This window comes from Rhodanobacter humi (assembly GCF_041107455.1).
GTDB lineage: Bacteria > Pseudomonadota > Gammaproteobacteria > Xanthomonadales > Rhodanobacteraceae > Rhodanobacter_A.
Genome location: NZ_JBGBPY010000001.1, coordinates 2,387,173 through 2,410,879, shown reverse-complemented (window position 1 = coordinate 2,410,879; position 23,707 = coordinate 2,387,173). Strand labels below are relative to the sequence as shown.

The 23,707-nt window shown below is 68.7% G+C and carries 25 protein-coding genes; 6 read left to right on the top strand and 19 right to left on the bottom strand.

Translation table 11 applies throughout. The annotated features are described in order from the left end of the window. Positions 1-22 precede the first annotated feature (22 nt). The 13 genes from gspD to AB7878_RS10425 form a co-directional block, all read right to left on the bottom strand. A complete protein-coding gene (gene gspD, locus AB7878_RS10485; RefSeq protein ID WP_369494312.1) occupies positions 23-2,446 on the bottom strand; it encodes a type II secretion system secretin GspD in 2,424 nt (807 codons plus the stop codon). A 3-nt stretch (positions 2,447-2,449) separates the two neighbouring features. Further along, positions 2,450-3,166, bottom strand: a complete 717-nt coding sequence (locus tag AB7878_RS10480; protein ID WP_369494311.1) for a hypothetical protein — start codon at positions 3,164-3,166, stop codon at positions 2,450-2,452. Next, positions 3,163-3,831, bottom strand: coding sequence for a type II secretion system protein GspM (gene gspM / locus AB7878_RS10475; RefSeq protein ID WP_369494310.1), 669 nt, complete (start codon positions 3,829-3,831; stop codon positions 3,163-3,165). Before gspM ends, AB7878_RS10480 begins: the two co-directional genes overlap by 4 nt. Beyond that, on the bottom strand, positions 3,828-4,991 hold the full coding sequence (locus AB7878_RS10470) for a PilN domain-containing protein (protein WP_369494309.1): 1,164 nt from the start codon (positions 4,989-4,991) through the stop codon (positions 3,828-3,830). The genes gspM and AB7878_RS10470 overlap by 4 nt, the downstream gene beginning before the upstream one ends. Beyond that, a complete protein-coding gene (locus tag AB7878_RS10465) occupies positions 4,988-5,845 on the bottom strand; it encodes a type II secretion system minor pseudopilin (protein WP_369494308.1) in 858 nt (285 codons plus the stop codon). Before AB7878_RS10465 ends, AB7878_RS10470 begins: the two co-directional genes overlap by 4 nt. Next, entirely contained in the window at positions 5,842-6,480 is a 639-nt protein-coding gene (locus AB7878_RS10460; RefSeq protein WP_439653787.1) for a hypothetical protein, read from the bottom strand. Before AB7878_RS10460 ends, AB7878_RS10465 begins: the two co-directional genes overlap by 4 nt. Before the next feature lie 959 nt (positions 6,481-7,439). Then, entirely contained in the window at positions 7,440-7,850 is a 411-nt protein-coding gene (locus AB7878_RS10455; protein ID WP_369494307.1) for a prepilin-type N-terminal cleavage/methylation domain-containing protein, read from the bottom strand. After that, the gene (locus AB7878_RS10450; protein WP_439653786.1) at positions 7,847-8,266 is read right to left on the bottom strand and encodes a GspH/FimT family pseudopilin; all 420 of its coding nucleotides are present in this window, start codon (positions 8,264-8,266) and stop codon (positions 7,847-7,849) included. Before AB7878_RS10450 ends, AB7878_RS10455 begins: the two co-directional genes overlap by 4 nt. 94 nt (positions 8,267-8,360) lie before the next feature. Then, positions 8,361-8,789: a type II secretion system major pseudopilin GspG gene (gspG, locus tag AB7878_RS10445; RefSeq protein WP_369495755.1), complete on the bottom strand. Its 429-nt coding sequence runs from the start codon at positions 8,787-8,789 to the stop codon at positions 8,361-8,363. Positions 8,790-8,897: 108 nt separating this feature from the next. Further along, the gene (gene gspF / locus AB7878_RS10440; protein WP_369494305.1) at positions 8,898-10,115 is read right to left on the bottom strand and encodes a type II secretion system inner membrane protein GspF; all 1,218 of its coding nucleotides are present in this window, start codon (positions 10,113-10,115) and stop codon (positions 8,898-8,900) included. Between the two features lie 186 nt (positions 10,116-10,301). Continuing rightward, on the bottom strand, positions 10,302-12,029 hold the full coding sequence (gene gspE, locus AB7878_RS10435) for a type II secretion system ATPase GspE (RefSeq protein WP_369494304.1): 1,728 nt from the start codon (positions 12,027-12,029) through the stop codon (positions 10,302-10,304). Between the two features lie 227 nt (positions 12,030-12,256). Next, on the bottom strand, positions 12,257-13,942 hold the full coding sequence (locus AB7878_RS10430) for a PA domain-containing protein (RefSeq protein ID WP_369494303.1): 1,686 nt from the start codon (positions 13,940-13,942) through the stop codon (positions 12,257-12,259). After that, on the bottom strand, positions 13,939-14,388 hold the full coding sequence (locus AB7878_RS10425) for a post-PEP-CTERM-1 domain-containing protein (RefSeq protein ID WP_369494302.1): 450 nt from the start codon (positions 14,386-14,388) through the stop codon (positions 13,939-13,941). Before AB7878_RS10425 ends, AB7878_RS10430 begins: the two co-directional genes overlap by 4 nt. A 456-nt stretch (positions 14,389-14,844) precedes the next feature. Between AB7878_RS10425 and AB7878_RS10420 the strand changes: the two genes are divergently transcribed. Then, positions 14,845-15,642, top strand: a complete 798-nt coding sequence (locus AB7878_RS10420; protein ID WP_369494301.1) for a TatD family hydrolase — start codon at positions 14,845-14,847, stop codon at positions 15,640-15,642. Here the strand turns inward: AB7878_RS10420 and AB7878_RS10415 are convergent. From AB7878_RS10415 to AB7878_RS10395, 5 genes are all read right to left on the bottom strand, one after another. Further along, positions 15,639-16,385 carry a class I SAM-dependent methyltransferase gene (locus AB7878_RS10415; protein ID WP_369494300.1) on the bottom strand — a complete coding sequence of 249 codons (747 nt, stop codon included), beginning with the start codon at positions 16,383-16,385 and terminating at the stop codon, positions 15,639-15,641. The two genes, AB7878_RS10420 and AB7878_RS10415, sit on opposite strands and share 4 nt — an antisense overlap. Before the next feature lie 110 nt (positions 16,386-16,495). Continuing rightward, positions 16,496-17,029, bottom strand: a complete 534-nt coding sequence (locus tag AB7878_RS10410; protein WP_369494299.1) for a pseudouridine synthase — start codon at positions 17,027-17,029, stop codon at positions 16,496-16,498. A gap of 18 nt (positions 17,030-17,047) precedes the next feature. After that, on the bottom strand, positions 17,048-17,923 hold the full coding sequence (locus tag AB7878_RS10405) for a class I SAM-dependent methyltransferase (RefSeq protein WP_439653785.1): 876 nt from the start codon (positions 17,921-17,923) through the stop codon (positions 17,048-17,050). A gap of 60 nt (positions 17,924-17,983) precedes the next feature. Further along, positions 17,984-18,646: an NYN domain-containing protein gene (locus AB7878_RS10400; RefSeq protein WP_077481380.1), complete on the bottom strand. Its 663-nt coding sequence runs from the start codon at positions 18,644-18,646 to the stop codon at positions 17,984-17,986. 84 nt (positions 18,647-18,730) lie between these two features. Beyond that, on the bottom strand, positions 18,731-19,651 hold the full coding sequence (locus AB7878_RS10395) for a LysR substrate-binding domain-containing protein (RefSeq protein WP_369494298.1): 921 nt from the start codon (positions 19,649-19,651) through the stop codon (positions 18,731-18,733). A 103-nt stretch (positions 19,652-19,754) separates the two neighbouring features. Between AB7878_RS10395 and AB7878_RS10390 the strand changes: the two genes are divergently transcribed. From AB7878_RS10390 to AB7878_RS10375, 4 genes are all read left to right on the top strand, one after another. Continuing rightward, positions 19,755-19,964, top strand: a complete 210-nt coding sequence (locus tag AB7878_RS10390) for a hypothetical protein (RefSeq protein ID WP_369494297.1) — start codon at positions 19,755-19,757, stop codon at positions 19,962-19,964. A 66-nt stretch (positions 19,965-20,030) separates the two neighbouring features. Continuing rightward, complete coding sequence (locus AB7878_RS10385; RefSeq protein ID WP_369494296.1) at positions 20,031-20,396, top strand: cupin domain-containing protein; 366 nt, start codon at positions 20,031-20,033, stop codon at positions 20,394-20,396. Positions 20,397-20,430: 34 nt separating this feature from the next. Next, the gene (locus AB7878_RS10380; protein ID WP_369494295.1) at positions 20,431-20,745 is read left to right on the top strand and encodes an antibiotic biosynthesis monooxygenase family protein; all 315 of its coding nucleotides are present in this window, start codon (positions 20,431-20,433) and stop codon (positions 20,743-20,745) included. Positions 20,746-20,793: 48 nt separating this feature from the next. Then, positions 20,794-21,741, top strand: a complete 948-nt coding sequence (locus AB7878_RS10375; protein WP_369494294.1) for an aldo/keto reductase — start codon at positions 20,794-20,796, stop codon at positions 21,739-21,741. On the opposite strand, the gene AB7878_RS10370 is transcribed toward AB7878_RS10375, so the two are convergent. Beyond that, on the bottom strand, positions 21,742-22,842 hold the full coding sequence (locus tag AB7878_RS10370) for a TraB/GumN family protein (protein WP_369494293.1): 1,101 nt from the start codon (positions 22,840-22,842) through the stop codon (positions 21,742-21,744). A gap of 248 nt (positions 22,843-23,090) precedes the next feature. On the opposite strand from AB7878_RS10370, the gene AB7878_RS10365 reads away from it, so the two are divergent. Next, positions 23,091-23,618, top strand: coding sequence for a hypothetical protein (locus AB7878_RS10365; protein ID WP_369494292.1), 528 nt, complete (start codon positions 23,091-23,093; stop codon positions 23,616-23,618). Positions 23,619-23,707 lie beyond the last annotated feature (89 nt).

Here is a 23,707-nt window from a genome sequence, read left to right as displayed (position 1 = left end):
CCGGCTGCCATGAGGCCGCCCCTCAATGCTGCAGCGGCGCCGTCTGCGCTCCACCCGCCGGTGCCACTGCCGGCGTTGCCATGTTCGCTGCCGGCGCGGCCTGCAACGGCTTCAGCGATTCGAAGCCGTGCTGGTAGTCGTCGGTGATCTGGCGCGCTTCCTCGCTGCTGCGGATCACCCGCGGGGTGATCAGCACGATCAGCTCGGTGCGGTCGCGCTTGCGGTTGGTGGTGCCGAACAGGCGACCGAGGAACGGGATGCGGTTGAGGCCGGGCACGCCGTTGTCGTCGGTGCTCTCGTTCTGCTGGATCAGGCCGCCGAGCAGCACGGTCTGGCCGCTCTGCACCGCCACCTGGGTCTGCATGCTGCGGTCGGCGATGGTGTAGTTGCCGTTCTTGTCCTGGGTGGTGGGGCTGCTCACTTCCTGGCTGACGTCGAGGTAGACCAGGCCGCCGGGGTTCACCCGCGGCACCACCTTGAGGATCACGCCGGTGGTGAGGTACTGCACCTGGCCCAGCGTGCCGATGGTGGTGCCGCCGGTACCCAGGCCAGGCGTGATGTAGCTCTGGTTCACCGGCACGTTGTTGCCCACCTGGATCATCGCCGGCTGGTTGTTCATCACCACCAGCGAGGGCGCGGACAGCGTCTTGGTGTTGCCGCTGTCCTCCATCGCGCGCACCGCCACCTGCATCTTGCTGTTGAGGAAGGAGTAGAAAAGCGGTTCGCCGCCGTAGGCGTTGCCGCCACCACCCAGCGCGATCTGGCGGGGGTTGCCGGGCTGACCGGGCTTGAAGCTGCCATCGGCCGTGCTGCCGGTGCTGCCGGAGAGGCCTTGCAGGTACCACTGCACGCCGAACTGGAACTGGCCGGTGAGGTTCACCTCGAGGATGCGCGTCTCGATCTGCACCTGCAGCGGGATGGTGTCCAGTCGCTTGATCGCCGCCTCGATCTCGGCCCACTGCGAGGGCCGCGCGCGCACCAGCAACTGGTTGTTCGCGTCCACCGAGCCGATGCGGATACTGCCGTCCTGCGAGACGTATTGCTGGTCCTGGCTGGCCGCGTTGGCATTACCGAAGCTGGTGGATGACGCCGCGCCGCCCTGCAGGCCGCCCGTGCCGTTGCCGCCGTTGTTGCCGTAGCCGTTGCTGCCGCCGTTACCGATGCCGCCGATGCCGTTGCCACCACCGAGGCCGCCCAGGCCGCCGCCCGTGGTGTTGCTGCTGCCGAAGCTGCCGGCGGTGCTGCCCATGCCGCTGGCCGAACCGCGCGCGTTCTCGGCGCTGCCCAGCGTGCCGGAACTGAGGCCGGGACCGACTTCGCCACCGGATCCGCCACCGCTGCCGCCGCTGGCGTAGATCTGCGCCAGGTATTTGGCGAGGTCGGAGGCCTTGATGTTGCGCACGTCGTACACGTAGAGCTGCGGCTGGTTGCCGCCGCCCTGGTCGATGCGGGCGATCCAGCTGCCCACCTCGTCCACGTAGTTCGGCTGGGTGCTGATCACCACCAGCGCGTTCGTGCGCTTGATCGGGATGAAGCGCAGCATGCCGGCCAGCGGGGTGTCGCCCTTGGAGCCGAACATCTCGTCCAGCTTGGGCATCAGCTGTTCCACGTCGGCGTGCTGCAGGTTGAACACGCCCACCGACATGCCGCGCAGCCAGTCCACGTCGAAGGTCTGCACGGTGCGCTGGTAGTTCGCCAGCTCCTCCGGGGTGCCGGACATCACGATCACGTTGCGCGCGGGATCGACCAGCAGCACGGCGTCGGGCCGCGCGAACGGCTTGATCAGCTTCTGCATCTCGCTGGCGGCGATGTAGTGCAGCGGGAACAGCCGCGCCTGCAGGCCGCCGGCGGGCGCCGTCGCGCGCAGGCTGGGCACCAGGTTGCCACCCACCGCCTCCTTCGCCGGCAGCACCACGTAGCTGCCGTTGCGCTCGACCAGCGCGTTGTTGGTCCACGACAACAGGGTCTCCAGGATCGGCAGCGCCTGGCTGGCGTCCACCGGCTCGGCGGTGGAGAACGAGATGTTGCCCTGCACGCCGGGCACGATGGTGTAGTTCTTCTTCAGCAGGTCGCCGAGGATCGCCTTCACCACCGCCTGCACCGGCTGGTTCTCGAAGTTGAAGGTGACGCCGTTCGCCCCGGACACCGCCGGGCGCGGCGTGGCCAGCGCGGTGGGCCGTACGAACTGGCCGCTGCCGCGGCTGATCTGCGGCAGCACCGCGGCGTTCGTGGTGGTGGTCTGGCCGTTGTTCAGCGGCAGCGGCGCCGGCACCGGCGCACGGGTGCCGGCCATCGCCTCGCGCTGCAGCGAGGCGTCGTCGGGCTGTGGCGGCAGGTTGGCGCAACCGGCCAGCAGGGCCAGCGCCGCCAGCGCGACGACGCACGGCAGGCCGGATCGAAGGCGGGCAAGCGGCCGCGAACGCGCGAGGGTGTGCTGGCGGGACATGGATCAGTGTGCTCCTTCGTGGTTCGCGGCCTGGCTGGCGGCGCGGCGCTGCAGGATCGCGGCCTTGAGTTTGCGCAGGCGGTCGAGTTGCTGCTGGCTGTATTGCGGGGGGGCCTGGCGCGAAGCGCCTTGACCCAGCGGTACGACCGGCTGCGCAGTGGCGGCACCGGAGGCCTCGGCATCGCCCTGCGGCGCGGCCGCAGGCTCCGCGGCCATCGCGGGCACCGCCTTCGCAGCGTCGATCGGCGCGCCGGCGGGCAGCTTCAGTTCGGTGCGGCCCTGCGCGGAATCGAGGATCACCGAGCGCGGCTTCACCTCGACCAGGCTCAGGCTGCCGTCGGGCAGCGACTGCCCTTCGCGCAGGCGCAGCTCCTTGTTGCCGTTCTTGTCGTGCAGCAGCGCCATGTGCAGCTGCGGGGTGAGGATGATGCCGGTCAGCGCCAGGTCGCCCAGGCTGCTGCCGCCGCTGGCGGCGTGCGCTTCGGGCTTGCGGTCGGGGCTGAACAGCGACTGCTGCCACACCGGCGCGAACTCCGCCAGCGGCTGCGGCGTCGGCAGGCCGGCATGCTTGCCGGACGCGGGCGGCGGCGCGGCGGCGCGCGGCGCGTCCCAATGCACGCCGCGGCCCAAGCCGGCCAGCAACGCCAGCCACAGCGCGCCCAGCAGCAGCGCGAGGATCACCAGGACCGGGGTCAGCCGGCGTTGGCTGGCGGCGTTCATGGCGTCGCTCCCGCTTCATCCGCGGCGTCATCGGGCACGGGCGCCGAGGCCGCCGCCGCGGGCGCGGCGCCACCGGGGCGCACATAGCCGGACAAGGTGAACTGCACTTCCAGCGACGGTCCGCTGCCCTGCCGCGCCACCACCGGGTTGCGGTAGACGTTGAGGTTGTCCACGAACAGGTACGGCGTGCCCTGCTCCAGCGCCTGCAGCACGCCCACCAGCGGCTCGATGTCGCAACTGAGGTTGATGCTCACCGCCGCCTTGCGGTACGGCTCGCCGGAGGTCACTTGCGGGTTGGGCACCGGCATCTTCTGCGTCACCGTGCAGCTGCCGCCCTCGGTGTGCGCGCCCACCGCGTCCACCACGCGCTGCATCAGGTCGGCGGCGGCGGTGTTCGGATCGTCCTCGGGCAGGAACGCGCTGCTGGCGGCCTGGCCGGCGCCCAGCGCGGCGATGCGCTGGCGCAGCTGCGGCTGCTCGGCGATCGCCGCGGCGTAACGGCTCTGGGTGTCGCGCAAGTCGTCCATCTGTGCGGCGATGTCGCGCAACGGCGCCACGAACCACCAGTGCAGCAGCAGGAAGTAGCCGAGCAGCAGCGCCAGCAGCAGCAGGCCGAGCGCCGCGATGCGGCTGTCGCGCGGCGAGAGCTTTGAGAGCCTGTTCATGGCGTGCTCCCGGCGGCGGCCGGCTGGGGAGCGGCGCGCTCCGGCGCCGGCTTGTGCAGCTGCGCCACCATGTAGAAGCGTTCCTTGCCGGTGGACGGATCGGACTGGATGCTGCCCTGGAAGTTCGCGTTGTCGATCAGCGGCGAGCCCTTGAGCAGGTCGAGCAGCTTCGCCGCCTGCGGGCTCTGGCCCTGGAAGCCGATCTGGCCGTTGTCGTCGAGGCTGAAGCGCTCCAGCCACGCGCTGGACGGCAGCCGCTTGGTGAGGTCGAGCAGCACGCCGAGCACGGTAGCGCGCCGTGCCTTGCGCTGCGCGAGGAAACCGGCCGCGCCGGCATCGTCCTGCAGCTGCTTGCGCAGGCCGGCCACCTGCTGCGCCTCGCCGCGCATCGCCTCCACCTGCGCCTGCATCTGCGCCAGCGCGCTCTCGCGGTTGTGCAGCCAGCCGCCCATCGCCAGCAGCAGCAGCAGCACGCAGGCGGCCGCAAGCATCAGGTTCAGGCGCCGCCGCGGCCGCGTGCGATGCGAGGCCTGGTCCGGCGGCAGCAGGTCGACGCCGAGCCGGCCGGCATCGTGCGCCAGGTCCACCGCGTCGACCGTGATGCCGAGCGTGCGCAACCGGGCCAGCAGCGGATCCAGCATGTCACGTCGCACCACCAGCAGCTCCACCGCGCAGCGGCCGGCCACGACCGGCCGCGCCAGCTCGCGCACGGCGTAATACACCTGGGCGGCGCCGAACGGGGTCTGCCGATCCATCTCGTAGCCCGCCACCTGGTGCAGCTTGCCGCGCGCGGCCACGGGCAGCTGCAGCACGCGACGCAGCACCGCGTGCGCGGGCAGCAGCAGGGCCAGCCGGCGATCCTCGGGGTCCGTGCCCTGCCAGGCGACGGCGAGGGCAGCCTGTTGCGCGACCGGGTCGAGCTCGTCGCTCCAGCGCGCCAGCGGCTCGGCCTGGCCGACGCGGCGCAGCCGCCAGTCGCCGTCGACCTGTTGCAGCAGGTGCCAACCGGCACCGTCGGCCAGCGCGGCGCGCCAGCGCGGCGGCAACAGCGTGCCCAACTCGCCGCCCCACCAGGCGAAGAAGCCCGGCAGCGGCGAGCTGCGCCAGCCTTGGCGCAGGCGATCCAGCAGCGCCCGCGACGATGGCGTTGCAGCACTCATTCCCCGTCACCCTCCTGCCAGCGCAGCACCGTGTACGGCTGCGTGCCCATCCCGCCGGGCTGGAGGCGGACCGTGGCGCGGATCACCGCGCGCGTCCCGTCGGCCAGCTCGGCCTGCGAACGGATACTATGCGTGATTCCATTGCCGATGGGTGGCATGCCGGCACCGGCGTTACGCTGCCGTGCGGCTTGCACTGCCTGCAGCTGCTGCGGATCGAGCCCCGGGATCGCCGCCAGCGCCAGCGGCGGCGCGGTGTTCGGGTCCGGCATGGCGCGCCCGGACCAGATCGTGATCGCCGGTTCCAGCATCCGGTACAGCGCTGGCGTCATGCCCAGCACCTGCTGCAATTCCTCCAGGCTGGCGAACGGACCGTGGCGCGGACCGTAGTCCCGCCCTGCCGCGGTGTAGGCGGCGCGGGCGCGATCGGCCTGCCCCGGCACGGTGACGAAGCTGCGCCAATCCACCACGTTGGCGGCGAGCTTGCCGGCCGCCGCCGCGTCCAGTCCCGCGGCACGGAACAGCGCCTGCAACACCTCGGGCGAGGCAGCGTTGAGATCGACCTTGCCACCCTCGTCGGTCATCGTCACCTGCACCCCGACGCCGTCGAACTGGAACGGATAGACGCGGCCGTCGCCGGCCCAGCGCCGCTTCGCGTCCGGGTCCTGCAGGCTGTAGATCGCGCGCATCAGCCCCGCTTCGGCGGCGTAATGGGCGCGTGTCTGCGCGAACTGGTAGCGCGTCTGCAGCGCCGCGGTGCGCGCCAGCACGGCATAGCCGCCGAGCAGGATCGCCAGCAGGGTGCAGGCCCACAGCACCAGCAGCAGGGCCACGCCATGTTGCCGCGAGCGCTTCATCGCGCACCTCCCGGCGGCAGCACGCTGCCGGGCAGCAGGCCGATGCGGCCGACCGTGGCCGCGGGATCGACCCGCAGTGGCACGTCCAGCTCGGGCCAGCCGTAGCCGCCGTGCGGCTGCAGCCGGATGCGCACCAGCTGGGGCAGGCCGCTGCCGTCGGCCCAGTCCGCGCTCCATGGCAGCTCGCGGTTCTGCGCATCGCGGCCGCGATAGCTGAAGCCGCCCTCCTTGATGTGGTCGAGCAGCACCTGCGGTTCGCCCAGCGGCTTCGGCGGCTGGCCGTCCGGCGGCAGCAGCGCCAGCTGCAGTTCCAGCCGCTGGCCGCCCTTGCCGTCGTCGACCAGCTTCAGCACCTGCAGTTGCGGGCCCAGCTTGCCGAGGTAGCCCGGCAGCGGCGCCACGTAGCGCATCTCGTGCGCGCTGCCCGCGAAGTAGATCGGCCGGCCGTTGTCGGTGCGCGCGATCGGCTGCGCCAGTGCCTGCGCCAGCTCGCCGCGCAGGAAGCGCTGGGCCGAACCGATCTGATCCACTCGCGCGATCGCCGCGCTGCCGGAACGCACGCCGTGGATCGCGCTGCGCACGCCGCCGTACACGCCCACCAGCAGCAGCGCCAGCAGGGCCAGTGCGCCCAGCACTTCGAGCAGAGTGAAGCCGGCGGCGCGGTTTGCGCGCCCGCGGTATCGGACTGCATGCGCTCCCTCTCCCCCAACAGTTTGTCCGTTGGGGGAGAGGGTTGGGGTGAGGGGGGCTTCTACGCTCTCGCAAGTTTCAAAGCGGTTTCGGACGCCTGTCGGCACCCGAGTTACTTCTCCTTTGCTTGTCCAAAGGAGAAGTAACCAAGAGGAAACGACACCCCGCGGCGGCGCTTTCCGTGCATCCATGCACGGAAAGTCCGTGAGCCGTGGCCGGGCTTTTCGAGCGGGCTCCTGCCCGCGCGAAAAGGCGTTGCCCTCCATGGCAACGCCCGCTGCACGGCCTTCTCGTCCACGGCTCACCGCCGCCGAGGGGGCCCGGAAGAGCAGGCGCGCATCGTGCGCGCCAGAAGCAAGAGCACGAGCAAAGGCAAAAGCGAAGCGTCGCGAGCTTGCTGGCTGTAGCTCCCTCCCCTGCATGCAGGGGAGGGCTGGGGTGGGGTGCCGTTGCTTCTGCACGCAGGAGCGCGCTGCTCTACCCGGGGCCCCTATGGCGCGGCGGGCGGGTGAAGGAAAGTCCGCAGGATGGCTCGCAGGGATGCGAGCCAGTTTTCCGCCGGCACACGGAGGTGCCGTCGGAAAACCCCGGAACCCGCCCGCGTACCCGGAGCCCATGGATGGGCGCAGGGCGCGCCATCGGGGTGTCGTTTCCTCTTGGTTACTTCTCCTTTGGACAAGCAAAGGAGAAGTAACTCGGGCGCCGGTAGGCGCACGAAACTGCTTTGAAACTTGCCAACAGGCAGAAGCAAAAGCCCCCCTCACCCCAACCCTCTCTCCCAACGATGAAGCTGTTGGGGGAGAGGGAGGAGTCGCATCCCGCAAGTAGGTGAAGGGAGTCGGATACCGACAGGTGTCCGATACCGCCTCGAACCTCGCGCAAATCGGGCAACCGCGATGCGTGTTCATGGCGCACCACCCGCCGGCGCCTGCGGCTGGCCCAGCCGCAGCGTGTCGAAGTGCGCCGTTTGCGGATGCGCGGCGCTGCCCCACTGCACCGCCAGATCCAGCCGGTACAGCTGCAGCGCGCCGCCGCCGCCGGGCGGCGTGCCGGGCACTTGCCACGGCGTGACGTCGAGCGTCCAGCGATAGCGATCATTGAAGCGGCCACTGCGGCTGCCCGGCGCCACCGGCTCCGTGACAAAAGCGCTGTCGAGCAGGCTGCGCGCCCACAGCGCCGCCTCGTCGTGCGCCGCCGCGTTGCGCGACAGCGCGATCGCGCCGCCGGCCACCTTCATCAGCGCGGCGAACGCGATCGCCAGCAGCAGCATCGCGGCGATCACTTCGAGCAGTGAGAAGCCGTGCTGGTGCTTCATCGCGCCACCACCTGGTCCACCACCGCGACCTGTCCGGTGAGCCACGACACGTTGATGCGCCACTGGCGGCGGCCGCTGGCCAAGGTGATGTGGCCGCCGGTGGAACTGCCGTCGGGGAAGAAACGGATGCGCCCGGTGTGCTGGTCCGGGCGATCTTCCAGCGCACTGGTGACGGAGAGTTTCAGGCCCTTGGGCAGGCGCACGTCCTTCCGCTTCGCATCGCTGTACGTGTCGCTGCGGACATTCACGTCGAAATGCTGTTCCTTGCCTTGCACGATCGCCTGCGCGCGGGTGGCGCGCAGCGCCGCGGCGATCTCGCCGCTGGCCGCATTGATGCGCGCGCTGGCCAGCCCCTGGGTCACCGACACCGCGACCGCCGCCGCCGCGATGCCGATCAGCAGGATTACCACCAGCATTTCGAGCAGGGTGAAGCCGCGCCCGCGTCGCCACGCCCCCCTCGCCTGTGTGGCAAGGAATCGGGGCACGCATGGCGAGGCAAGGCGCATGGATTTATTGCCAGTTGCCCACGTCCTTGTCGTAGCCGTCGCCACCGGGCTTGCCGTCGCGGCCGAAGAAGATCAGGTCGAAGCTGCCGTGGTCGCCGGGCGCCTTGTAGCCGAAGGCATGGCCCCAGGGATCCTTCAGTTCGGATTCCTTCGCATACGGGCCTTGCCAGTTCGGCGCGTTCGCGGGCTTGCTGACCAGATCCTCCAGCTGCGGCGGCGGGCTGCCGTTGTCCAGCGCGTAGTTCTCGATCTTCTGGCTCAGGGTCACCAGTTGGGCCTTGCCCGCGCCGTACTTGCCCTTGTCCATGTTCTTGCCGACCTGGGTCACCACCACCGCGCCGATGACGCCGATCAGCACGATCACCGCGAGCATTTCGAGCAGGGTGAAGCCGCTCGCGCCCCTCCTGTCGCGGCGATAGCCGCGACAGGAAATCGGGAATGGGCTCTTGGAGTCGGCAGGTTTTTGCAAGCCATTCGCGCCGACTGTTTCCGGCGACCGGTTTCCGATACTCATCGCTACAGGCATTACGACACTCCCTGATTACTGAATATTGCTTGTCAGACTCAAAAGCGGCAGCAGGATCGCCGCCATGATGAAACCCACCAGCACGGTCATCACCACGGTGAGCGCGGGCACCAGCGCGGCGAGCAGGCGGTCGATGCTGCGACGGCTTTCCAGCTCGAAGGTGTCGGCCACCTTGAGCAGCATGCCGTCCAGTTCGCCGGCCTCCTCGCCCACCTGCACCATCTGCAGCGCGAGGCGCGGGAACAGCTTCGACTGGCCCAGCGCGAAGCCGAGTCCGGAGCCTTCCTTCACCTGCTCGTGCGCCTGCGCCAGCGCCTCGTCCAGCGCGCGGTTCGCGGTGACCTGGCGCGCGATGGCGAGTGCGCCGAGCAGCGGCACGCCATTCTTCAGCAGCGTGCCGAGCGTGCGGGCGATGCGTGCGGTCTGCACCTTGAGCAGCAACGGCCCCACCACGCGCAGTCGCAGCACGCGCGCATCCCAGGCCAGCCGCGTGGCCGGCTCGCGCAGGCGCATGCGGAAGAAGAACGCGCCGCCGATCAGCAGCAGCAGGATCAGCCACCACCACGACTGCAGCGTCTGGCCCAGCGCCAGCACCGCCTCCGTGATCCACGGCAGCGGCACCTGCATGTCCTCGAAGATCGGCACGAACTGCGGCACCACGTAGGCCAACAGCAGCACCAGCGAGCCCAGCACGCCCACCAGCAGGAAGGCCGGGTAGATCAGCGAATTGATGATGCTGCCGCGCAGCTGCTGCGAGCGCTCGAGGTAATCGGCGAGCCGGCGCAGCGTCTCCTCCAGCGAGCCGCCCGCCTCGCCCGCGCGCACCAGCGCGATGTAGAGCTTGGGGAACACGCCGTGTTCCTCGTCCAGCGCCTGCGACAGCGGCATGCCGCCACGCACGCGGTCGCGCACGCGCTCGATCAGCTTCTTCGCGCGCTCGCCCTCGGGCAGGTCGAGCAGGATGCCCAGCGCGCGATCCAGCGGCTGGCCCGCGCCGAGCAGGGTGGCGAGCTGGTGGGTGAACTGCGCCAGCTGGTCGCCGGTGAACGGCCCGCGTTTGAGCAGCGCCGCCAGCCCCGAACCGCCGCCCATCGCATCGGCCGGCTGCGCCTCCAACGGCGTGTGGCCCTGGTCCTGCAACCGCGCCACCACTTCTTCGACGCTGGCGGCTTCCATCTGGCCTTGCAGGACTTCGCCGGCTTCGCTGACAGCCTTGTATTGGAACTGGCTCATGGCGTCGAACTGCACGCTTGAACCCTTCTCCCGCTGGACGCGGAGAAGGGCCACGGATGGCCTTGCTTCGAGGAGCGAGGAAGAGGATTGGGGTGAGGGTTCGGACATGACGCAACGCCACGCTTCGCCCGTACCCTCATCCGCCCTGCGGGCCCCTTCTCCCGGAGGGAGAAGGGAAAGAGCGCATCAGCCCTCCTGCGTGACACGCAGCACCTCCTCCAGCGTGGTGACGCCGGCGAGCGACTTGGCGATGCCGTCCTCGTACATGGTGCGCATGCCTTCGGCGCGCGCCTGCTTCTCGATCTCGCCGGCGTCGGCCTTCTGCATCACCAGGCGACGCAGCGGATCGCTCATCACCAGGAACTCCATGATCGCCTGGCGGCCGCGGTAACCGCTGGGATTCGCCGCGCTGCTGCCCGGCTTCCACAGGCGGATCGGTTTGCCGCCCGTGTATTTCTCCAATTCGAACTGCGCAATCACCTCGGGCGAGGGTTCGTAGGGCACCGCGGTCGCCGGATCGAGCCGGCGCACCAGGCGCTGGGCGAGGATGCCGTTGACGGTGGAGCCGAGCAGGTAGTCCTCCACGCCCATGTCGAGCAGGCGGGTGATCCCGCCGGCCGCGCTGTTGGTATGCAGGGTCGAGAGCACGAGATGGCCGGTGAGCGCGGACTGGATCGCGATGCGGCAGGTCTCCAGGTCGCGCATCTCGCCGATCATGATGACGTCCGGATCCTGGCGCACGATGGAGCGCAGCGCGCCGGCGAAATCCAGCCCGATCTGCGGTTTCACCTGGATCTGGTTGATGCCCTCGATCTGGTATTCGACCGGATCTTCGACCGTGATGATCTTCACGTCCGGCGTGTTGATCTTCGACAGCGCGGTGTACAGCGTGGTGGTCTTGCCCGAGCCGGTGGGGCCGGTGACCAGCAGGATGCCGTGCGGGCGCTCCAGCACTTCGACGAAGCGCGACTGGAAATTGTCGGTGAAACCCAGCGAGGCGAAGTCGAACACCACCGACTCGCGGTCGAGGATGCGCATCACCACCGACTCGCCGAAGCTGGTGGGTACGGTGGAGACGCGCAGGTCCAGCTCCTTGCCTTGCACGCGCAGCTGGATGCGGCCGTCCTGCGGCAGGCGGCGTTCGGCGATGTTGAGCTTGGCCATGATCTTCACGCGCGAGATCACCGCCGCGGTGCTCGATGCCGGCGGCGCCTCCACCTCGTGCAGCACGCCGTCGATGCGGTAGCGCACCTTGAGCCGGTTCTCGAACGGCTCGATGTGCACGTCCGATGCGCGCTGTTCCACTGCGCGCTGCAGGATCAGGTTCACCAGCCGGATCACCGGCGCCTCGCTGGCGAGGTCGCGCAGGTGCTCCACGTCGTCCACTTCGCTGGCGCCGCCGTCGATGTTCTCCACGATGGTGCCCATCGCGGAACGACCCGAGCCGTAATAGCGCTCGATCAGGTCGTCGATCTCCGAGCGCAGGCCGATGCGCAGCGCCACCGGACGCCCCGCCGCCAGCGTCACCGCCTGCAGCGGATACGGGTCGGCCGGATCGGCCATCAGCAGCGCCAGCCCGTGTTCGCCGTCGCTCACCGGCACCACGTGTTGCTGTTTGAGAAAGCGCAGCGACAACTCCACGTCCGCCGGTGGCGACTCCGGTGCATCACGCGCGGCCAGCAACGGCACGCCAAGCAAGGTGGCCCAAGCCTCGGCCAGGCTACGCTCGGACACCAGACCCAGACGACCGAGCAAGGTCGACAGCGTGCTGTCGCCCGCTTCCTCGTGCAAGTGCCGCGCGCGGCCGAGATCGCTGTCTTTCAGCTGCCCACGCGCGACCAGCAGCGCGCACACCTGAGCCTCGCGATCCTCTACCTGCGCCGACTGCGCCGCCGACCCCACCACCGCAGACATCGTCCACCCCGCTTCGATCAAGCCACTGCCGACGCCCTCCAACACCCATCGACCAGGCGCCATTCGTAACACATCCGCCGACCCACACAAAACCGGCGCCCGTCGGCGCCGGCACTGGCGACGGCGCCATGACCGCAGGTTCATGGCAATTCCGACCAGCGAAGAAAAGGATCCCGCCAAACTGGCGGGATCCCTGGGGTCTACTTCAATGCTGCGCCTGGTGGATGTTAGTTCTTGCCGCTGGCGGAATGTCCCGCACCGAGGCCCCAGGCGTTGAACTGATCGCGTGTCTTGGCCGGATTCAGGCAGGCGTCCAGGCGTGTCGCCTGGTGCTTGGTGAGCAGCCCGTTTACGGCCAGTTCATTGGCGTAATTGTGGACGGCCGTGCGGTATTCACCCAGCGAAGCGGCAGCTCCCGCCAGCAGCTTGGCATTGGCCACGACGTTGGCACCGATGATCGGCCCACCAGGCATGAAGGTGGGAATGCCGGTGTCGCAGCGCAACAGTTGTTGATTGCCCTCGTTGAGCTTCCACCCCTCATCCTTGAACAGCGCGGGGGTAAGGTCGAGGGTGAGCTGGCTGATCAGATCCGAGCTGATCGCGTACTCCATCAAGGCGTTCGGCGTCAGCCGGGTGTCGTAGTGCGAGAACGACGAGCCCTGGGCCAACTCGCTCGGTGCATACAACTGCACGTTGCCCGCAGCGTCGGCGCCGGCCAGTGACGAGCCCAGCGCCAAGCCACCGGCAAGCCCGCCGGGATTGGCGCGCAGCGTGTTGCCGTCGACCTGGCTCACCGAAACCACCGGGATATTGACCGGATTGACCGGAGTGCCGCCGGGCACGATCGTGCCGGGCTGGTTGTTGGCGATGATCACGCCGGTGGCGCCGGCGTTCTGCGCGTTTTCCACCTTGTCGGTAAAGGCACAGGTGCCACGCACGACCAGCGCCAGATGGCCGGCCACGGCCGCGGCGTTGTCGAATGGCGTGCAGCCTTCCGCATTGGCGCCGGTCACCGCCGCGACAATGCCGCCGCGGAAGTTGCCGGAGGTTGCTGTCGGACCAAATGCGGCCTGGTTGATCGCATAGTCGCCCGCGGCCGGCGCCGGCGCGCTGATGCGCAACATCAAGGGCGGCGTCAGCCACAGCGGCGCCTCCGCTTTCACGTTGGCGCCGGTGAAGACCAGATGCCCGTCATTCACCGCCGAGGCAACGCGCTCGGCAGGTGTCATCGCATACCAGCCCTTCTGCCGGCTGTTGTCGAAAACGAAGGTGCTGTAAATATCCGGCAAGCCGGACAGTGGCTGACCGGTGGTGAGGCTGCCGAAGCCGGAGAAACCCAGGCCGTGCGCCATCTCGTGCAGCACCACGTTGAGGAAGTCGATCGAGCCGACCGGCTGCTTGCCGTCGAGGCCGAAGTACCACGACGCGCCTTCAAGGCAACCCGTGGAGCCCAGCGCACCGTTGAAACGCGCCCGGATGTCCGCCGCGCCGGGCGCCGCATCCTCACCAGCCAGAGCGTCGAACAACGCCGAGTGATACCAGGTGTTGGACAGCGCACCGGCCGGCGCCGGGTCTTCGAAACCGAAGATGTAAGTGGCACCGGCCGAGCCGAGCGTGCCAGCGGTTGCCGTACAACTGAGCTTGGCGAAGCTGGCACTGACGGTGACCGGCACCTCGCTCTGCAGCACCGCACCCCACAGGTCGGCGGCGAACTGGAACACGATGCGTGCCTGTTCGCCGCGGGTGGTGCCTGGGTTGCCGCCAACCGGGCTGGCCGGCGTCGGGTCATCCAGGCCTTGGCCGGTGCCCACGTCTTGGTTGGCGACCTTGATCTCGGCAGCGGAAACATAGCCTGCCATGCCCAGCAAGCCGACGCCCAACAAGGCGCGGAACAACATGTTGTGGCGGATCATTGGGTCACCTCCGCCGTGGCCTGCGGGCTTTCACCCTGGTGATGGATGTTCAAGCTGCCATCGGCACGACGCTCGGCCACCAGGCTGCTCATCAGCGACTCGGGAACCTCCATGCCCAGCGCCTGGCCACCGCTCTGCAGACGAATCGTGCGCAAGGTTTGCTGCGCCTCCGCTTCATTACGCGGAGTTGCATCCGCGCGTCGCGCGCCACGCGCCGCCGGTGCGGAGGCGGATTGTTCGAGCATGGCGCGAGACAAGGCCGCGCGCTGCTCAGCGGTGGGCGCCACCAATTGCCCGGTGGCCGGATCGATGGCCACCTGCACCCCCTGCACAGTCACCGACGTGTCTTGCGTGGCCGTTTGCGGCTCGGCCGCGCTGACTGCCGCGGCCATGAAAAGCCCGGCTATCGCCAGGCCTGAATTGCGCATTGCCCGTTTCGTGTCCATGCAACTCTCCCGTTGATGATGCCCGCGCCTCGTTCGAGGTACGCAATTAGTCGCGCGTGCTTGTGGTGTGCGTCGTCATGGCGTTTCGGCACGACGTCGATCGCCCGCGCGCATTCCCCCCGTCCCGATCGACAACGACGTCAAAAACTTGACGCCTGCTGGCGAACCTATCGCAAGGTTTTACGACGGGTCAACGCAAATCTTTCCCGGTGTTTGCTGCGCCGCGGGCAAAGACGCTGGCCGCAGGCAAACCCGGCGCCGGCAGCCGGTTGCCACGCGCCGTATGAAGCGAGACGGGTAGTCGAAATCGGCGCCGATCGTCCGTCGACACGCCGCCCGACGACGGTTGCTGCCCTGCAGCGCGACGACGTGTCCGGTCGCTCCGCGGATGCCGGCGAGCCGACGGCGCAGTCGGCAGTTCTGCCAGAATGCCCGATGGTTTTTTCGGGAAATCCCATGTCTCTGATCGACATCGGCGCCAACCTCGGCCACGAATCCTTCCGCCACGACTTCGACGCCGTGCTGCAGCGTGCGCGGGAACATGGCGTGGATCGGATGGTCGTCACCGGCGCCTCGCGCGAGGGCAGCGAACACGCGCTGGCGCTGGCGCATGCGCATCCCGGCGTGCTGTGGGCCACGGCCGGCGTGCATCCGCACCACGCGGTGGACTACGACGACGCCACCGACGCGCGGCTGCGCGTGTTTGCGCAGGATCCTGCGGTACGCGCGGTGGGCGAGACCGGGCTGGACTACAACCGCAACTACTCGCCGCGCGACGTGCAACTGGCGGTGTTCGAGCGGCAGCTGGCCATCGCGGCCGAGCTGGGCAAGCCGCTGTTCCTGCATCAGCGCGACGCGCACGCGGATTTCGTCGCCCTGCTCCGGCGCTGGCGCGACAAGGTGCCGGCCGCGGTGGTGCACTGCTTCACCGACAGCCGCGAAGCGCTCGCCGACTACCTCGCGCTGGACTGCCATATCGGCATCACCGGCTGGATCTGCGACGAGCGCCGCGGCAGCCACCTGCGCGAGCTGGTGCGCGAGATTCCCGCCGACCGCCTGATGATCGAGACCGATGCGCCCTATCTGTTGCCGCGCACCGTGCGCCCGCTACCCTCGCACCGGCGCAACGAACCGATGTATCTCAGGCACATCTGCGCGGAGATCGCGCGCGACCGCGGCGAGCCGGCGGAGGTCACCGCGGCGAACAGCACGGCCACGGCCGCTGCGTTCTTCGGCCTGCCGAAGCAGGGTTAGTCCACGCGTCCCACGCGGGTGAAGAACGGCCAGCGCACGGCGCGCATCTGCTCAGGGTCACCCCATGCTGCAGCCAGTTCCGGCATTGCCGCATGCACTGCATCGCTGCCGGTGCGTTTCGCGTATCGCTGGGTGGCCGACCACGAGCGCAGGTAAGCGAGGAACTGCGCGAGGTTCCAGTCCGCGCGCATCATGAAACTGGGCGCTTCCACCGGCGCGAACGGGAACGGCAGGTCGCGGTAGCCGGCATCCACCAGCGCGCGTTCGGGCGGCCAGTCCGGGCCCAGCGTGTCGGCGTAGAGGCGCCGTTCGACCGCATCGACCCCGCGGCTCACGCTGCAGTTGCCGTAGGCGGAGATCGCCAGCAGCGCGCCGGGTTTCGCCACGCGGCGCACCTCGGCATGGAAGGCGTCGAGGTCGAACCAGTGCAGCGCCTGGGACACGCCGACCAGGTTCGCGCTGCCCGCGGCAAGCGTGCTGCGTTCGGCCGGCTCCACGCGGTAGTCGATGCGCGGATGCGCCGCGGCCTGCGCGATCTGAGTGGCGCTGGGATCGGTGGCGACCACGCGCCCGAAATGCGCGGCGAGGCCGAGGCTGGCCTGGCCGTTGCCGCAGCCGGCATCCCAGGCCAGCGCGCGGTCGGGTGCCTGCTGCGCCAGCCAGTCGAACCAGTCGGCGGGCGGCAACGGGCGCGCGTCGCGGTACAGCGCGGCGTGGCCGGAGAAGTGATCCTTGAATTCCATGCGCGGACTCCGTGGGGACGGGTGCCGCGATTATCGCGTCTCAACGCATGACTTTTGCGATCATCCCTGATCGCAAGGATCAAACGGGCGGCCATCCACGGCCGCACTCTTCAAACGATCACGCGCGTTTCGCCCGGCACCAAGCCATCCAGCGCGTGCTCGCCGATGCGCACGCGGATCAGCCGCAGCGTGGGGAAGCCCACCGCTGCCGTCATCCGCCGCACCTGGCGGTTGCGTCCCTCGCGCAAGGTGAGCGTGAGCCAGCTGGTGGGGATCGCCTTGCGGAAGCGCACCGGCGGGTCGCGCGGCCACAACCAGTCCGGCTCCACGGCATGCTCGACGGGCGCCGGCAAGGTGGGGCCGTCGTTCAGCACCACGCCACGGCGCAGCGCGGCGAGCGCCGCATCGTCGATCGCGCCGTCCACCTGCACCAGGTAGGTCTTGGGCTGCTTGTGGCGCGGGTCGGCCAGCCGCTGCTGCAGCCGGCCGTCGTCGGTGAGCAGCAGCAGGCCTTCGCTGTCGTGGTCCAGCCGGCCCGCCGCGTAGACGCCCTTCTGTTTCACATAGTCGGCCAGCGTGGGCCGGCCGCGCCCGTCGGTGAACTGGCAGAGCACGCCGTAGGGCTTGTTCAGCGCGATGAGCATGGCCGGCGCACGCGGTGTTCAGTGTGCTGGCGCGGCAGCGGCTTCCACCGGCTTCACGAAGCGCAGTGTCATGCGGTCCGATTCGCCGATCGCCAGGTACTTCGCCCGGTCCTTGTCGCCCAGGGTCAGCGTGGGCGGCAAGGTCCACACGCCCTTCGGATGGTCCCTGGTGTCCTTGGGGTTGGCGTTGATCTCGCTCTGGCCGGCGAGCCTGAAGCCGGCGTCGGTGGCGAGCTTGATCACGTAGTCCGTGGGCAGGTAGCCGCCGGATTCCACGGCGGCCAGGCTGGCCCCCGGCGCGGCGCGGTGGTCGGTCACGCCGAGCACGCCGCCGGGGCGGAGCACGGCGAAGAACGCCTTGAACATCGCCGGCGCGGTGCCGGCCTCGGTCCAGTTGTGCACATTGCGGAAAGTCAGCACGCGGTCGGCCGAGCCGGGCGGACCGAACACCGGCGCCTTGGGATCGAACTCGACGATGCGGGCCTTGCCGTAGTCGACCGGATCGGCCGCGAATTTCTTGCGCAGCTTGCTGTCGTCGCGTTTGGCTTCGTCACCGCTCGCCGGCACGGGCTCGGCGGCGATGTAGTGGCCGTGGTCACGCAGCAGCGGCGCAAGCACCTCGCTGTACCAGCCGGCGGACGGGTTGATTTCGACCACCGTCTGGTTCGGCTGGACGCCGAAGAATTGCAGCGTGGCCTTGGGGTGACGGTAGACGTCGCGCGCACGGTTCGCCGGCGAGCGCCAGCCGCCCGCCAGCGCGGCATCGATGCTGCTGGCGCTGCTCGATACCACCGCCGCGCCGGCGGGTGGATGCTTCATCGCCTGCTGCGCGCCTGCCGCTGCGCCGAAAACCATCAGTGCGATGCCTATTCCACGGAGCTGCGAACGTTTCATGGTGACTCCTCGTGCATGCATGCCAAGAATGGAGAAGGGTACAGGCGCATCAGGCGCGCGTCAGAACGGTCGCGGACACACCGATTGCAGGCCGTCGATGTGTTCATGCAGGTCCGAGGCGATGCCCTGCCACATCGGGTCGAGGATGAAGTCGATGCCTTCGCGGCGCGCCAGCTTCGCGGCGGGAATGAAATCCGCGTCGCCGGCCACCAGCACGATCTGGTCCACCAGGTGCTTGTAGGCCAGCGCGGCGATGTCGATGCCGATCTTCATGTCCACCTGGGTCTGGCGCATGTCCGGCTCGTAGTGCTCGTCGCGCAGGTCGTCCCATTTCAGGCTGCCGTCGCGCAGTTGCTGCATGGCCTGGTACTTGAGCTTCCACTCGCCGCGCTCGGCGAGCCGGCCCAGCCGCAGCGCCATCTTGCGCTGGCGGCGCAGCTGCTCATGCAGTTCGCGGCGGAACGCAGCGGCGCCGCTGCGACCGAAGTCCACGCTGTCGCCGCTCACCGGGCGCGCGAAGGTCTTGTCCAGCGGCGGGCAGTCGTAGAAGAAGATGCGGTACAGCGATTCGCGCGGGCGATCCAGCGCCTTCAGGTGTTCCAGCGCCATGCCGAACACGGTCTTGGCCACGGTGCGTGCGTCGTTCGCGTCGCGCTCGCCCCACACCTTGCGGTAGCGGGCGAGGAAGAAGGCGCCGTCGACGAGGATGGCGGTGCGTTGCATAGGGAATCCTCATGGGTATGGCAAAGTCGGATGCTTGCGACCCATACTGGCCGGCCGCGACGATTCTAGGCGATGCGCGGCGCGTCAACCTTCCAGCACGGCCTCATGCGGCTTCGTGGGCAGCCGCCGGCAGTAGTCGTCCGCCTCGGTCAGCAGCCACTCGCGGAAGATCTGCAGGCCGCGATGCTCCTGCGAGCGCGGCGGGTAGACCAGCCAATACGACTCCGGCACCGGCAGGTAGTGGCTGCCAAGCACCACCAGCAGGCCGGCGTCGATCAGCGATTTCGAGGTCACCATGCGACCCAGCCCCACGCCGAGGCCTTCCAGCGCCGCATGCCGCGCCGCGTCGGTGCTGTCGAAGTTCGCCACCCGGCGCGCGGGCAAGGTCCCGCCGAAGCGCTGGAACCAGTCGCGCCAGCGGTCGGCCGGATTCGGGTCGCCCAGCAGCGGCCAGTCGCTGAGGTCGTCGGGGCTGGCGCCCCCCATCCGCGCCACCAGCGCCGGCGCCGCCACCGGAGCCAACCACTCGCCGAACAGCCGCTCGCAATGCAGGCCCGGCCAGTCGCCGCGACCGTAGCGCAGCGCGCAGTCCACCGGCTCGCGCTCGAAATCCACCAGTGTCGAGGTGGACTGCAGGTTGAGCTCCAGATCCGGATGCGCCGCCACCATCCGCGGCAGGCGCGGCATCAGCCAGCTCGACATGATGCCGGGGCTGGCGCTCAGGGTGAGCGCGTCATGGCGGTGGTCGCGGTAGCGCAGCAGCGCATGCTCGATGCCGTCGAAATGCTCGCCCACCGCCTCGAACAGCCGGCAGCCTTCCACGGTGAGGCTGACCCCGCGCGGGCCGCGCTCGAACAGGCGCCGGCCCAGCCGCTCCTCCAGCTGGCGCATCTGGTGGCTGAGCGCGCTCACGGTGAGATTGGCCTGCTCGGCGGCGCGCGACAGCTTGCCGTGGCGGGCGACCAGCACGAACTGCTGCAGCAGGTCCAGCGAGAGCCGCGTCATCTTGAATTTCCCTCAAGGCAGGCTTGCGAAGATATCGCTTTTTCGGCGCGGCGCCACGCCTTACCTTGCACTCGTCCCCACCCCCACTTGCAAGGAATTCACCATGCGCTCGCCCTTCGTCGGCCTGCTGCTGCAGCACGGCCATGTGCATTCCCCCGAACTCGTCCGCGAGCTGGACCGCGCGGACCGGCGCCCGCTGACCCTGCGTGGCGCGTTCCGTCAACTGACTGCGCCGGACGCCGCCGAACGCCGCAACTCGTGGCGCGCCACGGCCGGCGGTGCCCGCCGGCTGTTTCCCATCAACTCGCCCTGAGCTGGCCGACCGGGCATGCCCGCATCGGCATGCCCGGTCGGGGTCGCCCATGAACGGAGTGCGCCCGTGAACCGCCAGGCCATCAACTTCCAGCAGAAGCTCGCCCTCTTCGCCGAGCCATGGCAACCCAGAGTGGTCGCCGAAATGAACGACTACCAGTTCAAGCTCGTGCGGCTGGCGGGCGACTTCGTCTGGCATGCCCACGCGGACACCGACGAAGTCTTCATCGTCCTCGAAGGCCGGTTGCGCATCGACTTCCGCGACGGCGCCGTGGAGCTCGCCGCGGGCGAGATGTTCGTGGTGCCGAAGGGCGTCGAGCACAAGCCGTTTGCCGACGGCGAGGCCAAGGTGTTGCTGGTCGAGCCGCGCGGTGTCGTCAACACCGGGGACGCGGCCAGCGAGCGGACGGCCCGCAACGACGTCTGGGTCTAGGCGTACCCTGATTGACCCGGCACGGGAGAACCCGATGATCTGCCGCATCTGGCACGGCATCACGCCACGCGCCAAGGCCGATGCCTACGCGCGCTTCCTTGAGCAGCGCGCCATTCCGGACTACCGTTCCGTTTCCGGCAACCGCTCGGTCGCCGTGCTTCGGCGCGACGAGGCCGAGGTCACGCACTTCATGACCGTGACGCACTGGGATTCGGAGGAGAGCATACGTGCCTTCGCCGGAGACGCGTTGCTCACGGCCAAGTACTACCCCGAGGACCGGGACTATCTGCTGGAATTCGAACCGCAGGTCCGGCACTACGTCGTGAGTGCTTTCGAAAGTTCCGGCTGAGTCGGCGCTCGTGGTGCCGTCCGGCCGCATCGGCACCAGGAGATTTCCATGCAATACCGTCCGCTCGGCCGCTCGCCGCTCTCCATCGCCCCGCTGGTGTTCGGCGGCAACGTGTTCGGCTGGAGCGTGGACGAGGCGCGCGCGTTCGAGCTGCTCGACGCCTTCGTCGACGGTGGCGGCAACCTCGTCGACACCGCCGACGTCTACCCGGCCTGGGTGCCGGGCAACCGCGGCGGCGAGTCGGAAGCCATCATCGGCAAGTGGCTGCAAAAGAGCGGCAAGCGCGACCGCGTGCTGATCGCCACCAAGGTGGCGAAGTGGGACCAGCACCCCGGCCTGTCGCCGATCAACATCCGCGCGGCGGTGGAGGGTTCGCTCCAGCGCCTCAAGACCGACCGCATCGACCTCTACTTCGCCCACCAGGACGACGCCAGCGTGCCCATGCACGAGACGCTGGGCGAGTTCGCGCGATTGATCGGGGAAGGCAAGCTGCGCGCGATCGGCGCCTCCAACTTCAGCGCCGACCGCACCGTCGAGGCGCTGGCGGTGTCGAAGGCATACGGCCTGCCCCGCTACGAATGCCTGCAGCCGGAATACAACCTCGTCGCGCGCGCCGGCTACGAGACGGAACTCGAACCGCTGGTGCGCGAACAAGAGCTGGGCGTGACCTGCTACTACGCGCTGGCCAGCGGTTTCCTCAGCGGCAAGTACCGCAGCGCGGCGGACTTGGCCAAGAGCAGCGCGCGCGGCGGCGCGGCGAAGCGCTTCCTCAACCCGCACGGCCTGGCGGTGCTCGTCGCGCTGGACGACATCGCCGCCGCGCACAAGGCCACGCCCGCGCAAGTCGCGCTGGCCTGGCTGATCGCGCGTCCATCCGTCACCGCACCGATCGCCAGCGCCACCAGCGTGGCGCAGCTGCAGGAATTGCTGGGCGCGATGCAGCTCAACCTGGGCGGCGAAGAGATCGCCGCGTTGGATCGCGCCAGCGCGAGCTGATCAGCGCGTGACGCTGGTCGCCGTGGCAGGTGCCGTGGCGCTGCCTGCGGCGGTCGGCGCCTCGTCCAGCCCCAGCGGCGCCTCCACCGTGTAGCCGGCGGCCTTCAACTTGCTCACGTAGCCGGTGGGCGACAACAGCTCGCCCATCGGCAGCAGGGCAAAGCCGGTGTCGTCCTTCGCGAGCGCATCGCGCGCCGCGGCCAACCACGCGGCTTCCAGTTGCGCAGGCACGTCGTCGAGACCGAGCTGGTGGGCGAAACCGGCGCTGGTGATCGCGGTGACGCAGGCATCGCGGCGATGGCTGTCGGGCAAGCGGCGCAACTCTTCCAGGTCGCCGGTGGCCCAGGCGTTCGCGCGCGCGGTCATCGCCGGCAGGTCGTGCTCGATGCTGTCCAGCGTGCGGTTGAAGCATTCCAGGTCGCTGGGCGCCGCGGCCTTGAACGCCTTCAGCGCCTCGCGCGGCTGCTTGATCTCCACGCGGTATTCCACCGGCGTCTCCGGCACGCCGTCCTGCTTCGCCATCGCCGCCACGGCACCCGACACGCCGCCGTCGTTGCTTAGCCCATTCGCCTTGAGCGCCTTCCGGTACAACTCCTGCGCCGCGAACAGCGGGCGCCAGCGTTCGATGCCACTGTCGTCGCCGAGATACTTCCGCTTCAGCGCCTGCCAACGCGCGTAGGTCGGCGCATCCATCACCTGGTCCAGCGTCTTGCCATCCGGGTTCTTGCGCGCGCCATAGGCCGTGGGCAGCAGGAAGAGCTTTCCGAAGAAACCGATGTCCGCCTTGAGCTTGATCTTCGGCTCCAGCAGCACCTGCTTGGACTGCGCGAGCACCTGCGCCACCTCGCGCGACTCCCACTGGATATGCCCCGGCAGCGGCGACAGCGTGCCCAGCACCCACAGCACGTGATCGCCCTTGCTCACCTTCCACAGCCCCGGCCCCGGCACCACGCCGCTCACCACCACGGGCGCCAGCAGCGGCACGTCGGCGGGTACCGGCGGCGCTGCCGTCGTGCTTGCCACCGGCGGCGTCTGCAGCGGCGCAGCAAGCGCGGTCGGTGCGGCCAGCGCGAAACACAGCAGCACGGTCCAGGGGCGCATCAGGCTCTTCCTCATCGGTCGTTCTCGGTACCGGAACAGCACGTCGCTGTTCCTGGCATCGGCGCTATGACCGCGCCAGATACGCGATGTTCGCTGGTATGGGGCAACGGCGCTTGAACAAGCGTACCCGGTCAACGCATGCTCCCTTGCCGACGCGAAGTCGCGGCGAGATCAATGAGCGATGATCAGGCTCGCCTTTGACCCTGAGCGAGCAGTTTCGATGCTCGATGTACCAACAAGGAGTGCATATGAAAGCTGGACTGATTGCCTGCGCAGCTCTAGCCCTTGCACTGCCACACGCGGCCAAGGGATGGCCGACTGGTGCAAGCTACCCTATCGCGGTCGAGGCAGGCGGAATCGAAAGGTCTGACCATCACGTCTATTTGGACATGCGTGTATGGAATTGCTCGGACAAGCCGCTGACCATGGATCTGGCGAACCTTCCCTGGGGCGCATCGCTCGGAAGAGGGCTTGTGATTTACCAAGCTTACGCAGGCAAGACACTTCAGCAGGCGTATCCCATCGAAGACTTTCCGGAGCGGCGCTACGACATACCGCCTCATAGAAGCATCGCTGGGCAGATTGCACTTGATCACTACTTCCCCAAGCTTGGAGCAATGAAGGACATACGGGACTTCGTTGTCTTCTGGGTTTACCAGCCACTGGGCGAAAAGGGTGCGCCCGTCGGAAGGAAGTTCGGTGGAATGGTTCCCATGGGTTCGAAGCGCTTCGGCAAGGCCAGCGAGAATCCATGTCGGCTTGGAGCGGATCGATAGTGTTTGAGGGTTCGCCGCGATCCAACACAAACATTGCCAGCAGACGAAGCACCTTCATATCTGAGGCCGATGGACAACCTAACGACCAG